Annotated in this window: 13 protein-coding genes, 2 tRNA genes and 1 other RNA gene; 11 read left to right on the forward strand and 5 right to left on the reverse strand. The window is 66.7% G+C overall.

From position 1 onward, the window contains the following. Nucleotides 1-27: 27 nt before the first annotated feature. The 9 genes from BM199_RS29595 (at nucleotide 28) to BM199_RS29635 (ending at nucleotide 8,891) form a co-directional block, all read left to right on the forward strand. Nucleotides 28-2,982: a UPF0182 family protein gene (locus tag BM199_RS29595; RefSeq protein WP_091678532.1), complete on the forward strand. Its 2,955-nt coding sequence runs from the start codon at nucleotides 28-30 to the stop codon at nucleotides 2,980-2,982. A gap of 68 nt (nucleotides 2,983-3,050) precedes the next feature. Further along, nucleotides 3,051-3,124, forward strand: a tRNA-Met gene (locus BM199_RS29600). A 237-nt stretch (nucleotides 3,125-3,361) separates the two neighbouring features. After that, nucleotides 3,362-3,435 (forward strand) — tRNA-Met (locus BM199_RS29605). 331 nt (nucleotides 3,436-3,766) lie between these two features. Next, nucleotides 3,767-4,267 (forward strand): helix-turn-helix transcriptional regulator, encoded by a 501-nt coding sequence (locus BM199_RS29610; RefSeq protein ID WP_091678535.1) that lies wholly within the window; start codon nucleotides 3,767-3,769, stop codon nucleotides 4,265-4,267. A gap of 253 nt (nucleotides 4,268-4,520) precedes the next feature. After that, complete coding sequence (gene prfB / locus BM199_RS29615; protein ID WP_091678537.1) at nucleotides 4,521-5,630, forward strand: peptide chain release factor 2; 1,110 nt, start codon at nucleotides 4,521-4,523, stop codon at nucleotides 5,628-5,630. 90 nt (nucleotides 5,631-5,720) lie between these two features. Beyond that, nucleotides 5,721-6,410 (forward strand): cell division ATP-binding protein FtsE, encoded by a 690-nt coding sequence (gene ftsE / locus BM199_RS29620; protein WP_091678541.1) that lies wholly within the window; start codon nucleotides 5,721-5,723, stop codon nucleotides 6,408-6,410. Between the two features lie 67 nt (nucleotides 6,411-6,477). Next, entirely contained in the window at nucleotides 6,478-7,377 is a 900-nt protein-coding gene (ftsX, locus tag BM199_RS29625; RefSeq protein WP_091678544.1) for a permease-like cell division protein FtsX, read from the forward strand. Between the two features lie 87 nt (nucleotides 7,378-7,464). Continuing rightward, on the forward strand, nucleotides 7,465-7,947 hold the full coding sequence (smpB, locus tag BM199_RS29630) for an SsrA-binding protein SmpB (protein WP_091678546.1): 483 nt from the start codon (nucleotides 7,465-7,467) through the stop codon (nucleotides 7,945-7,947). Between the two features lie 62 nt (nucleotides 7,948-8,009). Continuing rightward, a complete protein-coding gene (locus BM199_RS29635; protein ID WP_425425615.1) occupies nucleotides 8,010-8,891 on the forward strand; it encodes an amidohydrolase family protein in 882 nt (293 codons plus the stop codon). On the opposite strand, the gene BM199_RS29640 is transcribed toward BM199_RS29635, so the two are convergent. The 5 genes from BM199_RS29640 to BM199_RS29660 all read right to left on the reverse strand — a co-directional run bounded on the left by BM199_RS29640 (nucleotide 8,854) and on the right by BM199_RS29660 (nucleotide 13,252). Continuing rightward, nucleotides 8,854-10,194, reverse strand: coding sequence for an acyltransferase family protein (locus BM199_RS29640; RefSeq protein ID WP_091678549.1), 1,341 nt, complete (start codon nucleotides 10,192-10,194; stop codon nucleotides 8,854-8,856). The two genes, BM199_RS29635 and BM199_RS29640, sit on opposite strands and share 38 nt — an antisense overlap. 94 nt (nucleotides 10,195-10,288) lie before the next feature. Next, a complete protein-coding gene (locus tag BM199_RS29645; RefSeq protein WP_091678552.1) occupies nucleotides 10,289-10,507 on the reverse strand; it encodes a hypothetical protein in 219 nt (72 codons plus the stop codon). Between the two features lie 202 nt (nucleotides 10,508-10,709). Further along, nucleotides 10,710-11,354: a response regulator transcription factor gene (locus BM199_RS29650; RefSeq protein WP_091678554.1), complete on the reverse strand. Its 645-nt coding sequence runs from the start codon at nucleotides 11,352-11,354 to the stop codon at nucleotides 10,710-10,712. Nucleotides 11,355-11,381: 27 nt separating this feature from the next. Then, nucleotides 11,382-12,497: a sensor histidine kinase gene (locus tag BM199_RS29655; RefSeq protein ID WP_425425616.1), complete on the reverse strand. Its 1,116-nt coding sequence runs from the start codon at nucleotides 12,495-12,497 to the stop codon at nucleotides 11,382-11,384. Nucleotides 12,498-12,553: 56 nt separating this feature from the next. Continuing rightward, nucleotides 12,554-13,252: a sensor domain-containing protein gene (locus tag BM199_RS29660; RefSeq protein WP_091678557.1), complete on the reverse strand. Its 699-nt coding sequence runs from the start codon at nucleotides 13,250-13,252 to the stop codon at nucleotides 12,554-12,556. A gap of 302 nt (nucleotides 13,253-13,554) precedes the next feature. On the opposite strand from BM199_RS29660, the gene ssrA reads away from it, so the two are divergent. Beyond that, nucleotides 13,555-13,951: a transfer-messenger RNA gene (gene ssrA / locus BM199_RS29665) on the forward strand. Between the two features lie 386 nt (nucleotides 13,952-14,337). Then, nucleotides 14,338-14,568 (forward strand): hypothetical protein, encoded by a 231-nt coding sequence (locus tag BM199_RS29670; RefSeq protein WP_091678559.1) that lies wholly within the window; start codon nucleotides 14,338-14,340, stop codon nucleotides 14,566-14,568. The last annotated feature ends 178 nt before the right edge of the window (nucleotides 14,569-14,746 follow it).

Raw genomic sequence — 14,746 nt, forward strand, 5'->3', positions numbered from 1 at the left:
TAGATCACGACATCTGGAGCGTGTGCAGTGGCCACTCGGCCCCCCGTGAGCTTACCGAAGCTGTCCCGGCGCAGCCGACTCCTGCTGATCCTTGGCGGAGTGGTCGTACTGGCGTTGTTGCTCGGCGCCCGGCTGCTCGACACCTACGTGGACTGGCTGTGGTTCGGTGAAGTAGGAGCACGTGGCGTGTTCACCACAGTGGTGATCACCCGAGTCGTGCTGTTCTTCGCCGTCGCGGCGTTGGTCGGCGGTTTGGTGGCGCTGAGCCTGTGGATCGCCTACCGAACCCGCCCGGTCTTCGTCCCGGTCTCCGGCGCGGACGATCCGGTCGCCCGATATCGGACGACAGTGGTGAGCCGGATCCGGTTGTTCGGCATCGGTATTCCGGTGCTGGTGGGACTGATCGCCGGCGCGAGTGCCCAGAACGACTGGGAGCGGGTGCGGTTGTTCTTCAACGGCACCAGCTTCGGGCAGACGGACCCCGAGTTCGGTTTGGACATCGGCTTCTACGCGTTCAGCCTTCCGTTCTACAACTGGATCATCGGCTGGCTGTTCGTCGCGGTCGTCGTGTCCTTCCTCGCCGCGCTCGGCGCGCACTATCTCTTCGGTGGCATCCGGCTCGCGGGCAAGGGCGGAACGATTGCCGGCCCAGCCCGGGTGCAGCTGGCGATTCTCGTCGGTGTGTTCGTACTGCTGAAGGCGGTCGAGTACTTCTTCGACCGCTACAACCTGCTGATGTCGGACGGCAACGAGCTGTTCACCGGCGCCACCTACACCGACCTCGCCGCAAGGCTGCCTGCCAAGTGGATCCTGCTCTGCATCTCGCTGTTCGTCGCGATCGCCTTCTTCGTCGGCGCGTTCCTGCGTAACGTCCAGCTGCCCGCGATCGCGCTCGTGCTGCTGCTGCTGTCCGGCATTCTGGTCGGGGTCGCCTGGCCCGCCGTGCTCGAGCAGTTCGAGGTCAAGCCGAACGCCATCGAGAAGGAGTCCGAATCCATCCAGCGGAACATGGACGCCACGCGAGCGGCGTTCGGTCTGCAGGACGTCAAATACGAGGACTATTCGGGGACAACCGAGGCCTCGCCCGAGGAGGTGCGGTCGGAGACCGGCACCATCTCCAACATCCGGCTGCTCGACCCCGGCGTGCTCGAACCGACCTTCACCCAGCGTGTCGGCCGGGAGAACTTCTACGGCTTCTCGGAGAAGCTGGACATCGACCGGTACGAGGTCGACGGCGAGTTGCAGGACTACATCGTGGCCGCGAAGGAGATCAAGACCAGCGGTCTCGCGGAGAACCAGCGCAGCTGGATCAACCGGCATCTTCGCTACACCCACGGAAACGGCTTCGTCGCCGCACCGGCCAACACCATCGACCGGGCCGTCGAGGGTGCGGACAGCGAGGGTGGCTACCCCGTCGCCGGAACCAGTGACACGCAGAACCCCACTGGCGCACAGGGCATCGAGGTCACCGAGCCGCGGATCTACTACGGCGAGCTGACGACGGACTACGCCATCGTCGGTGGTCAGGAAGGCCAGGCGCCCGGCGAGTACGACACCGCCAGTGACAGCAGCTACCTCTACACCGGCGAGGGCGGTGTGCCGATCGACAACTGGTTCAACCGCCTGGTGTTCGCCGCCAAGGAGGGCGAGCGCAACATCCTCTTCTCCGACGCCATCAGCGAAGGCTCGAAGATGATGTACAACCGCGACCCTCGCGATCGGGTCGAAAAGGTGGCTCCGTGGCTGACCGTCGACGGTGACCCCTACCCCGCGGTGATCGACGGGAAGATCAAGTGGATTGTGGACGGTTACACCACGATCAACAACTACCCGTACGCCCAGCAGACGGCGCTGGACGACGCGACGCAGGACTCCCTGTCCGGAGTCGCCCGGCAGCAGCCGGAGACGATCAACTACATCCGGAACTCGGTGAAGGCCACCGTTGACGCGTTCGACGGCACGGTCAGCCTGTACTCCCTCGACGACGAGGAGCCGGTGCTGAAGGCGTGGCGGAACGTCTTCCCCGGCGTCGTGAAGCCGACCTCGGAGATCACGCCGGAGCTGCGGGCGCACTTCCGCTACCCGGAGGACATGTTCAAGGTTCAGCGGGAACTGCTCACCAAGTACCACGTGCAGAACCCGAGGGAGTTCTACAGCACCGAGACGTTCTGGGACGTTCCGGTCGACCCGACCCAGGATGGCGCGGCCGACCCGAACGCCGCCGCATCGGGGCCGAACCAGCCCGCCTACTACCTGCTTGCCGAAGCACCGGGGCAGGACAGCCCGACCTTCCAGATCACCAGTTCGCTCACGCCACTGCGACGGCAGTATCTGGCAGCGTGGGTCTCGGTGTCCTCCGACCCCGAGGACTACGGCACGATGCGGGTGCTGCGGCTGCCCACAGGCGGCGATGCGGGCAGTCAGGTAGAGGGCCCCGTGCAGGTACAGAACCGGTTCCAGAGTGACCCGCGGGTCGCGCAGGAGCGGACCCTGTTCAACAACCCGCAGATCAACGTGATCTACGGAAACCTGTTGACACTGCCCGTCGCGGGCGGGTTCCTCTACGTGGAACCGGTCTACATCCGCCAGAAGAACGAGAACAGCTACCCGCAGCTGGCCCGCGTACTCGTGTCCTACGGGGGCAAGATCGGTTTCTCCTCGACCTTGAGCGGAGCGCTGGACCAGGTCTTCGGCGAGGGCACAGGGGACGTTGCCACCGGCCCGGAACAGGGTGGTGTTCCTGACACCACACCGGACGAGAACGAGGACACGCCACCTCCGGAGACCGATAACCAGGGCACTCCGCCCGCCGACGGGGAGCCGGGCGGCACCGAGCTGGACCAAGCCACGGCCGACATCCAGGCGGCGCTGACGAAGCTGAAGAACGCTCAGCAGTCCGGTGACTTCGACGCACAGGGTGCCGCACTGGCCGAGTTGGACGCGGCAGCCCGGCGCTGGGAAGAAGCGCAGGGCGGCGGATGAGCCGCGTCACGTGAGTGACACCCACTTTGCGTCCCCGGTAAACGGGGGCGTAAGGTGGGTTTCACCAACGCGGGGTGGAGCAGTTCGGTAGCTCGCTGGGCTCATAACCCAGAGGTCGCAGGTTCAAATCCTGTCCCCGCTACAGAGGTAGGAGGCCCGTGCCTGCGGAAAACGCAGGGCGGGCCTCTTTCGTATTGCCCTGGGGGCGCAGCCCCCAGACCCCGTCCTGAGGGGCTCCGTCCCCCGGATCCCCTTGTTGGGGGCTTCGCCCCCTTGCCCCCCCGGTGGCTGGGCGCGATTGCCGGTGATGGTTCCGGGGGTTAGTGGGGGGCGGTGTTGGGCGTCTGGAGGGGCGGGGTATGGTGTGTACACACAACGACGCGGGGTGGAGCAGTTCGGTAGCTCGCTGGGCTCATAACCCAGAGGTCGCAGGTTCAAATCCTGTCCCCGCTACAAAGATTGAGGGCCTGGCCTGCGGAAACGCAGGCCAGGCCCTTTTTTGTGGTGTTCTGGGGCCTTGTCGGCTGGCCTGGTGGCTCGAGTGGGGTTGAGCGGCCACCCGCACTTTTTTGGGAAAGTGCGGTGGATCGTTCGTTGTGGGGCAGATGATCGGGCGGGTTGGGCCGTTTGGTGTCCGATTTGCATGCCGCGTGCATTGAGACTCGGCGAACGGGGCCATCGCATGCTCCGTTCGGGTGTCCCTACCGACGTTCGGAGGGTTCCACAGTGGACTTCGAGGTAGACCACTGTGGACAGATATGGAAAAACATGGCACGGTAGACACGTGTCCGATTTGAATGCAACTGCCGCAGCACTGCTTGGCCTGCTCCACGACGGTCCCGCCACGGGTGGTGAGCTCGTCGCGGCCGCCGATGAACGCTTCGGTGCGTTCTTCAGCGTGACCCGGAGCCAGGTCTACCGGGAGCTTCCAGCTCTGGCCAAGGAAGGCCTTGTCCGCCTTGGTAAGCAGGGGCCGCGCTCAAGCCAGCAATATGTCATCGCCGCAGCCGGGAAGAAGGCCTTCAAGGCCTGGCTCGTTTCCGATGCCGGCCCCGACCACCTGCGCAGCCCGCTCATTCTGCGCCTGGTCCACGCCGGATCGTTGACAGCCAAGCAGCGGGCCGCCTTGTTCGACTCGGCCCGCGCCGTGTACAGCGAGGAGCTCGACGCGGCGAAGGCAGCGGTCAAGGCCGCGGGCGACCCCGTCACCAAGGCGGTGGCCGACTTCGGTCAGGCGCACGCGAAGGCGGCGCTCAAACTGCTGGACACGATCGCAGCCCAGTAAGGGTTGTTCACAAGTCATTCGGCGGGGCTGCCCCGGAGAGGGCTCCGCTGCGGCATGCTGTTTCGCCGCAGTAGGGGTAGCTCGCGACGAATGACTGCAGGTGAGTCGCATGATCGCGGTGACTGTCTGCGGTGAATTACCCGAACCACGACCAAGACGCACGACCAAGACGCAGTGATCCGACGGCGTCCCCCGGCCGCTTCAGGGCGGTGTGCCGAAGGCGGCCGGGGGATTTGCCGTAACCTTGTCCGGCGTGAGTGCTGACTTCGAAACAGGCCTGAAGGACGTCACCGGCAAACTGACCCAGGTTGAGTCGGTGATGGATCTCGAGACGCTGCGCGCGCAGGTCGCCGACCTCGAGCAGCAGGCGTCCGACCCGTCCCTGTGGGACGACCCGGAGTCCGGGCAGAAGGTCACCAGCCAGCTCTCCTACCGGCAGGCCGAGCTGCGCAAGGTCACCGAACTGCGCCAGCGGCTCGACGACCTGGCCGTGCTGCACGAGCTGGCCAAGGACGAGGGTGACGCGGCGAGCGTGACCGAGGCGGAGCAGGACCTGGCGCAGCTGGCCAAAGAGGTCGATCTGCTCGAGGTCCGCACCCTGCTGTCCGGTGAGTACGACGACCGCAACGCGGTGGTCACCATCCGGTCCGAAGCAGGCGGTGTCGACGCCGCCGACTGGGCCGAGATGCTGCTGCGCATGTACCTGCGCTGGGCCGAGCGTCACGACTATCCGACAGATGTCTACGACATCTCCTACGCGGAGGAGGCCGGCATCAAGTCGGCCACGTTCAAGGTCACGGCGCCGTACGTGTACGGCACGCTCTCCGTCGAGCAGGGCACCCATCGGCTGGTGCGGATCTCGCCGTTCGACAACCAGAGCCGCAGGCAGACCTCGTTCGCGCACGTCGAGGTGATGCCGGAGGTCGAGGAGGTCGACCACATCGACATCCCGGAGAAGGACATCCGGGTCGATGTGTACCGCTCGTCCGGCCCGGGCGGCCAGAGCGTGAACACCACGGACTCCGCGGTCCGGCTCACCCATATCCCGACCGGTGTGGTCGTCTCCTGTCAGAACGAGAAGTCGCAGCTGCAGAACAAGGTGGCCGCGATGAAGGTGCTGCAGGCCAAGCTGCTGCAGCGACAGAAGGAGCAGGACCGCGCCGAGTTGGACGCGCTCAAGGACGGCGGCTCCAGCTGGGGTAACCAGATGCGCTCCTACGTGCTGCACCCGTACCAGATGGTCAAGGACCTGCGGACGGAGTTCGAGGTCGGCAACCCGTCCGCGGTGCTCGACGGCGACATCGACGGCTTCCTCGAGTCCGGCATCCGCTGGCGCAAGCAGTCCATGGACGCCAACTCCTGACCGTAATTCGGGGTCCGGTAGGGCTGGCTCGGGAGCGTCCGAACGGAGGCAACCAGGGCTTAACGGGTGACATGAGTAGGATGACCCACCGTGATCCGGCTCGAAAGTGTTTCCAAGGCCTACAAGACGTCGACGCGTCCAGCGCTCGACGGTGTGTCCGTCGAGGTGGACAAGGGCGAGTTCGTCTTCCTGATCGGCCCATCGGGTTCGGGTAAGTCGACGTTCCTCCGGCTGCTGCTACGCGAGGAAGTGCCGAGCAAGGGCCGTGTCTTCGTGTCCAACTTCGACGTGGCGAAGATGGCCCGGCGCAGGATCCCCCGACTGCGCCAGACGATCGGCTGCGTGTTCCAGGACTTCCGGCTGCTGGCCAACAAGACCGTGTCGGAGAACGTCGCGTTCGCACTCGAGGTCATCGGGAAGCCGAAACACACCATCACGAAGGTCGTGCCGGAGGTGCTCGAGCTGGTCGGCCTGGACGGCAAGGCCGACCGCATGCCCAACGAACTCTCCGGTGGTGAGCAGCAGCGGGTGGCGATCGCACGGGCGTTCGTCAACCGGCCGCTGGTCCTGCTGGCCGACGAGCCGACCGGAAACCTGGACCCGGACACCAGCCAGGACATCATGCTGCTGCTCGAGCGCATCAACCGCACAGGTACGACCGTGCTGATGGCGACCCACGACCACTCGATCGTGGACTCCATGCGCCGTCGCGTCGTCGAGTTGCAGCTCGGCAAGGTCATCCGCGATGACAAGCGAGGTGTGTACGGCGTGGGCCGCTGACCGCCCGTCGTACGCTCAGCGCGACCCGCCCCACCCCGTTACCCCCGACCCAAGGATATCCGCCCCGATGCGTGCCAGTTTCGTGTTCAGCGAGGTCATCACCGGCTTGCGCCGGAACGTCACCATGACCATCGCGATGATCCTCACCACGGCGATCTCGCTCGCGATGCTGGGCGGTGGCCTGTTGGTCGTCAAGACCATCGACAAGATGAAGGTGAGCTACCTCGACGACGTCGAGGTGTCGGTGAACCTCACCTCCGACGTCAGCGCCAATGACCCGACCTGTTCCCAGGAGCCGTGCGCGTCGCTGCGCCAGCAGCTGGAGAGCAACCCGGCCGTCGAGTCCGTGGTGTTCGAGAACCGGGAAGAGGCCTTCGAGCGGTTCAAGCAGATCTTCGAGGGCCAGCCCGAACTCGTGGAACTCGCCAGGCCCGAGTCGCTGCCCGCGTCCTTGCAGGTGAAGCTGTTCGATCCGGAACGCAGCGAAGTGATCGTGCAGGAGTACTCCGGTCAGCCCGGGGTGAACGACATCAACGATCAGAACAAGTTCCTGGACAGCTTCTTCGGTGTGCTGAACAGCGTGCGCGACATGACCTTCATCGTCGCCCTCATTCAGGCGGCGGCCGCACTGCTGCTCATTTCCAACACGATCCAGCTGTCCGCGTTCACCCGCCGCACCGAGGTCGGCATCATGCGACTGGTCGGCGCGACCCGCTGGTACACCCAGCTGCCGTTCCTGCTCGAAGCGGTCGTCGCCGGTCTCATCGGCGCGGTCCTGTCGATCGGTCTGCTGATCGCGGGCAAGTTCACGTTCTTCGAACCGGTACTCGCCGCGACCGGCGGGATCATTCCGCAGATATCCCTGCTGGACGTGCTGTTCCCCGTGGCGCCCATCCTGCTCGGGGTCTCGGTGCTGATCTCCGCCGTCACCGGGTACGTCACGCTCCGCCTTTACGTCCGCCACTAGGCGCTTCGCGCCACTGGGCCCGCCCGTCACCCGGCCACCGAGATCAACCCAGCTGCGACCTGGAAATCGAACACGTAGAGTTGCGCTATGCCCAAGGAAATCGGCCGCAAGGTGATCGTGTCGAACCGCAAAGCTCGGCACGACTACTCGATCCTGGACACCTACGAGGCCGGACTGGTTCTGGTGGGTACCGAGGTGAAGAGCCTGCGCGCCGGTAAGGCGTCGCTGGTCGACGCCTTCGCCACCGTCGACGACGGCGAGGTGTGGCTGCGTAACGTGCACATCCCGGAGTACACCCACGGCACCTGGACCAACCACGAGGCACGGCGGCATCGCAAGCTGCTGCTGCATCGCGGCGAGATCGAGCGGCTGATCGGCAAGACCAAGGAGAGCGGTCTGAGCCTGGTCCCGCTGTCGATGTACTTCAAGGACGGCAAGGTCAAGGTCGAGATCGCGCTGGCCAGGGGCAAGAAGGCCTACGACAAACGCCAGGACATCGCCAAGCGTGACGCCAGGAAGGAAGTCGAGCGGGCGATGGGCCGCGCGGTGAAGGGCAAGTACGGCAGGTGACCCTGTCGGAGTCCGCCGCAGGCACAGCGCGGCCACGGTCCGATGAGGACGTCCGCCCCTGGCTGCGTTCCGTCGGCCTGGACGGCATCGTGGACATGCACGTCCACTTCCTGCCCGAGTCCGTGCTGCGGAAGGTGTGGGCCTACTTCGACCGGGCCGAACAGAACTACGGAATGGCCTGGCCGATTCACTACCGGCAGTCGGAGCAGGACCGCCTGGAGACGTTGCGCCGGATTGGCGTCACCCGCTTCGCGCCGCTGGTCTACCCGCACAAGCCGGGGATGGCGGAGTGGCTGACGACATGGGCGATGGAGTTCGCCGAACGGGAACCGGACGCGGTGCCCACCGCGACGTTCTTCCCCGAACCGGGCGCCGCCTCCTACCTGGACTCGGCACTGCGGGCAGGAGCCCGTTGCGTGAAGGCCCACGTCCAGGTGGGCGGCTACGACCCGCGAGACCCGCTGCTCGACGCCGTCTGGGGCGCGCTCGAGGACAGCGGGGTTCCCGTGGTGATCCACTGTGGCCACGGACCGCTGCGTGGCGTGCACACCGGCCTCGACGTCTTCGAGCAGGTTCTCGCGCGCCACCCCAGACTGACCGCGGTGCTGGCGCACGCCGCGATGCCGGAGTACGAGGCCGCGTTCGACCTGGTCGAGCGGTACCCCCGCGTGTACCTGGACACCACGATGGTCGGCGTGCCCTTCACCGAAAGCACGACACCCCTGCCACCGGACTGGACGAACCGCCTGGCGCGATGGCCCGAGCGGATCGTGCTCGGTAGCGACTTCCCGAACATCCCGTACTCCTACTCGGCACAGTTGCAGGTGATCGCGGGCTGGGCCGAGGACGACCGTCTCGGCGAGCCGTTTCTGCGTGCGGTTCTGCACGACACCCCCAGGCGCTTGCTCAGACTCTCGCCCCGCGTACCGAGTTCCACGTCGTGACGCACCGGTCCAGTAGTCGTAGGCCGGCCTGGCGGGCCGGCACCGGCGCGGTGGTGAGCAGGTAGGCGCTCAGCACGAGCGCTATCCACGGCAGCGGGCCGCCGAGTAACCCCGCTCCGACCGGGGTGGTGAACCCCTTGGCGGCAAGGCCGAGCAACCCGGTGGAGCCCAGCAGCGCAGCCGCCGCCAGCTGTGCCACGGGCACGGTGGCGGGCACCGCGACCTGCCGGACCTCGAACCGGCCGAAGACCTGGAGCAGACCGAGCAGTATCGCGCCGGCCAGCAGCACCCACACCGGAGTCGCCGCGAACCAGCCCAGGGAACCGGGGTCCGGTGTGGTGTAGCCGAGTCCGAGCACGGTCACCCCCGCGACCACGATCAGCGCGGGCATGTGCCAGAGGTAGATGGTCATGAACCGGGGCCCGAGCCACGACAGCGCGGCACGGGGGCCTGGCCGGGCCGTCAGCGCGTGTAGTGCGGGTCGGGCGGCCAGCAGCAGGCCGATCTGGCCGACGGCGAGGGAGGTCAGCAGCACGGTAGGTGGGCTCATGTTGGACATCGGTGCTCCCGGCATGCCGATCATGCTGGCCGGGTACGGTCCCGCGAGCACCAGCAACGCGGTGACCGTGAAGCCGCCGGCCGCGAGAGCGAGCGCCCCGCGGCCGTGCAACGTGCCCAGCCGCCCCTGCGCGTAGTGGAAGCCGAGCTGGTGCACCGCGAGCCAGACGAAGACCGCGTTGGCGTAGCCGACCAGCGGGACATCCGCGAACCGGGCGATGTCGACCAGCGCGGCGGCTCCGGCGAGCGCGAAGGGCACGGCCAGGCCCCAGCGGCGGTGTGCCGCGGCCAGCAGCGGAGTCGCCAGCACCGTGAGCAGGTAGACGGCGAGGAACCAGAGCAGTTGGCCTGCGATGGCGCCGGCCACCCGTAGGGGTTGTTCGGCGACACCGAGTTCACGCAACAGCTCGGGCACCGCCAGCCAGACGGCCAGCAGCGGCAGCACGGGCAGCAGTAGCCGCCGCACCCTGGCACCGAGCCAGACCCGTGCCCCCGGACTGCGTCCCAGTGAGATCAGGTTGGCCGCGCCACCGGCGAAGAACACCAGCGGCATTACCTGCGAGAGCCAGGTGAAAACCCACCAGCCGGGCGTGGTGAGAGCGTTGCCGGTGGTGATCGTCGCATCCTCGTAGCCGAGCACCGGCATGATCCAGTGCTGTCCGACGACGGCGAGAATCGCCACTGTCCGAACGAGATCGAGGAACGGATCCCTTGCGCGGGACGGGCTGGTGCTGGACGTGTGCATGCCCAAGAGCCTGCTCGGCGCGGGGTCTCCGCACAGCCGTGCCAGCTGGAGTCTTGGCAGTCAGCTTTTCCGTAGTTCCCGGGTAGGGTCTTCCCTACCGCTCGCCGACCTCGTCGGGCGCGGGCAGCCCGCACAGCCGGTACTCCCAGCCCGTGCGGTCGGTGTAGCCGAGTTGGTAGTGCGTCTCGATCTTGGGGCCGTCGTGCAGATGGACGTGGCGCATCACGCTGCCACAGACGGGTTCGGCCTCGCCGAGGTCCTGGACCCTCCCGTCGAGCGGTCCTCCGAAGAACCGCACGCTCATCGCGGTCATCGTCAGCCCTCCTCACCCGTCTCCCCGTTGCTTCGCGTCCGACAATCGTAGGTGAGCTGCCAGCGGCTGAGCCGCCCTCAGATGGGTGATCCCCGATGGGCCGAATGGTTGCGCACGGTGTCTGTCAGTGCCCCGTTCGAGAACCCGGGACGCGGTCGCGCCGCCAGCATCTACCCTGCTCAGCTCAGCTCCCGACGCGTTGTCAGGTCCGTCCGAGGTACGTCAGCACCGCGCGAACCCGCCGGTGTTCTTCGGTGCTGGCCTCCAGCCCGAGCTTGGCGAAGATGTTGCCGATGTGCTTTTCCACGGCACCGTGGGAGACCACGAGGGTGTTGGCGATGGCGGTGTTGGACAGTCCCTGCGCCATCAGTCCGAGCACTTCGGACTCACGCGCGGTGAGCGCGTCGAGCGGGTTCTTCCGGCCGCGTGCCATCAGTTGCGCGATCACATCGGGGTCGATGGCGGTGCCACCACCCGCGACCCGGCGCACCGCATCCAGGAAATCGGCGACATCCGCGACACGCTCCTTCAGCAGGTAACCAATTCCGCCCGCTCCCGCGGACAGCAGTTCGACGGCGTAGCTCTCTTCCACGTACTGCGACAGCACGAGCACGGGCAGGTCGGGGACCACCTCTCTGGCCCGGAAGGCGGCGCGCAGGCCTTCGTCGGTGAATGTGGGCGGCATGCGCACATCCACGATGGCCAGGTCCGGCCGGTGCTGGTCGATCGCGGCGACCAGGTCGTCACCGTTGTCCACCGCCGCGACCGTGTCGATCCCCTCGTCCGCGAGCAGACGCTGGACCCCCGCGCGTAGCAGGACGGCATCCTCGGCGATGACCACACGCATCAGGTGACTCCCCAGTGATGGGTCAGCTCACCAGGTGCAGGGCAGATCGGCACGGACCACCGTGGGACCTGCTGGCGGGCTGACGACAGTGATGACGCCGTCAATCGTTGCAGCCCGATCGGCGAGGCCGGCGAGCCCACCCCCCGGGCGCATCTCGGCGCCCCCGTGGCCGTTGTCACTGACCTCGACGGTCACGGTGTCCTCGGTTCGCCAGACCTGCACCCTGGCCTCGGTGGCTCCGGAATGCTTTGCGATGTTCGTGAGTGTCTCGCCGACGATGAAGTAGGCCGTGGTCTCCACGGCCGCCGGCGGGCGCGGATCGACCTCGACGGAGACGTCGACCCGGATCGGGGACTTCGCGGCCTGCGCGGACAGCGCGGCGTCGAGGCCGCGATCGGCCAGCACGGCCGGGTAGATACCCCTGGCGAGGTCGCGTAGTTCGGAGACCGCCAGCTTGGCGTCGGAGTGTGCCTCCTCGATGAGTGCGCGCACCGCTTCCGGATCCTTGTCGAGCTTGGACTTGGCCCGCCCGAGGCTCATCGCCACCGCGACGAGGCGTTGTTGCGCGCCGTCGTGCAGATCGCGTTCGATGCGCCTGCGCTCGGCCTCGGCGGCGTCGACGCCGCGTGCGCGGGACGCCTGCAGCCGCTCGGCCTTGTGCTCGAGACGCTGACTGCGGTCCGGTCCGAGCAGGGCCATGGCCAGCCTGCCGTGCGCCCAGCCGATCCAGGGCACCACCCAGATGGCCATCGGCAGCAGGATGATCGAGGTCAGCCCGACGGCGAACTCCAGTACCCCCACCGGAAAGCAGATCATCAGGTAGGCGAGGTCGCGCCAGGTGGAGGAGTCGACCAGGTGGATGCGCCAGCGCCGGAGGAGGTTTCCTTCGGCGGGCAGGCGTTCGGCGTCGGGCAACGGAACGCCGAGCATGGTCCGGGCCCAGCGTCGCTCGAGATCACCGAGCCAGCGCACGAGCGCCGTGGTGCCGAGCAGGATCGGCAGGCCGACCCAGATGACGACCGTGGCGAGACCGACGAGGCCGCCGACGACGATGAGGACGAACTGAAGCAGCCGTAACGGGAAGCTGGCGATCATGAAGGCGATGGCGTTCACCGCGAAGGGCCGGCGCTGGTCGATGTCCATACCGCTCTCGGCCATCGAATGGCCTCCCGCTGGATGAGCAGTGTCGATGGTGCTGTTCACCATCCTGCCACCGCGCTGGTGGACCGCGTGGCGGAGAGGTCGTCGGTCTCGATCTCCTGCGCGCGACCAACGGTCGGGCCGAGGAGGGTGCGGGCGAGTCCGGCGTGCATACCGGCCAGCGCACGGGTGAGGACGACCGTGACGGCAACGAACAGGACGCCGAGAGCCGCCCACGGCAGTGCGGCCACGGTCGAGTCGACAGTGATCCAGCGAACGTCCCAGGCAGGGAAGTAGTAGGCGCCCTCGGGCAGGTAGCGGTAGTAGATCGGCAGCGTGAGCAGGGCCAGCGAGACCGACCATGAGGTGATCAGCAGAACGAACTCGATGATGCCGAGGGGGAACAGCAGGACGAGGTAGACCAGGTCACGCCAGGTCGCGGCATCGCGGAGCCGGGTCGTCCAGCGTGCCTTCTGCCCGCCCTCCGGCAGGGGCCGGTAGGGCATCGGGACGACCGTGCCGAGGAACGTCGCCACCCGTGCCCGCTCCATTTGCGCGCCACCGCGCCAGAGCAGCACCGCGAACGCGGCGATCGGCACACCGATCCAGATGATGGCGGTGGAGACGCCTACCGCGATCAGGGTGACCAGTGCCACGAACCAGAAGATGCCCAGCGGGAAGTTCAGCAGCAGATAGGCCGCGGATCCGCGGAGTGGGGGACGGGTGCGGGCGGGCGCCGAGGCGGGTGCCGAGGCCATGACCTGGCTCCTTCCTGTCGTGAGGGACATGAACCAAGAATGGCCTGGTGGGCGCGGTGGGACGATGGTGTGGACGGGCGTTCGTGTGGTGGGGACAACCCCACCTGGGCCGGTTGGGGGCCGCGGGAATTATCCGGCTTGCCCCGGGCGTTATCCTGGTGTGGATGTAGTGAAGGAGGGTTATTCACAAGTCGGCAGACGGGGCAGCCCCGAGGGTGTCGTGGCGGTCGACTACGGGTGAGGTTCACGTGACCGCATGTCGTCGGTGAATGACCTGACTTTGCATGAGACACAAGGCCCTAGGGGGTGAACGGTTTCGACTTTGGACGTTGATTCAGGGGAAGCGTGCCGGTGCAGGCGAGAGACCACCGTTAAGCGTCATCGCAAATCAATATGCGCCAACTCTAATGAGCGCGTCCAGGTCGCCAACGCTACGCGTGGCGACTTCGCTCTCGCCGCCTGAGCGAGAGTGAGGACTGTCGGCCCGGGGTCGCCTCCGACCCGGTTGCCGGCATCAGCTAGGAGGCTTACCGCCGGTTCCGGCCACGGGGACCGGTTGGGAAACCAACAGTGGCTGGGCCCGTCACATCGGCTTGTTCGCGTGACCGATGGGGCCAAGTAGAGGCACAGCGAACTGCGCACGGAGAAGCCCTGGAGAGGCGCCAGAGGACCCGGGTTCGATTCCCGGCACCTCCACCAGTGGAAGGCTCGCGCTCACGGAGAGCGCGAGCCTTTCTTGTTCACGGGTCCTGTGGGGGACAGCCCCGCACCCCAGCCGGGGCCGCGCCGGACCACCGGTGTGGTGGACGACCTGCCGCGTGAGGGGGACCGGCGAAGTTGCTTCGCAAAAACATGTGTCTTCCCTGGCGTGGGACCGGAAGCCCGGGGCGTCACTTCGGAAACTAATTTGCATTCGGGGGTTGTGGCGGGGCGAGGGGGTGTCATGATGGGAATGTCCGCATTAGTGAATACCCCTGCGGATGGTTTGTGTCCCGCTGCCCCGCCCCGGTGAGAACGCGTTGCATGAATCCCGTTCGTGGTGCCGGTGTCGACATATGACACCGCACCGGAAGAGAAGGTGACAGATGGCCTGGTCACGGCACATCGGACGACCCGATCCCGCCGAGGACAAGGGATGGCTGGCAGGGGTGAAAGCCGAGGAGAAGGTCCGGCTCGGCGTCCAGGCGGGACAGGCCGCACGTACGGTCGCCAGCCATTGTGAGGACGCGGAGGAGTGCGCCGAGATGCTGGCGATGCTCGGACTCCTGCCTGGTCAGGGTATTTCTGCCACTGACCAGGCGGTCGGGCGACTCTGAGTGAGCTGTGACGCGACCGTGTCCGAGTCTGAGGACGCCCGGGCTGTCGCGTTCGGCCGGTGTGTGGTTGACTAGGGAGCGGTCGTAGTTTTTGTGTTCGTGTCCTCACGCTCGCAAGACAGAGTTGCGAGCGGTTCTTTTTCACCGGCATCAACCGGTAGAAGTCACCGTTCTGCAC

This window comes from Amycolatopsis marina (assembly GCF_900111885.1).
Taxonomy (GTDB): domain Bacteria; phylum Actinomycetota; class Actinomycetes; order Mycobacteriales; family Pseudonocardiaceae; genus Amycolatopsis; species Amycolatopsis marina.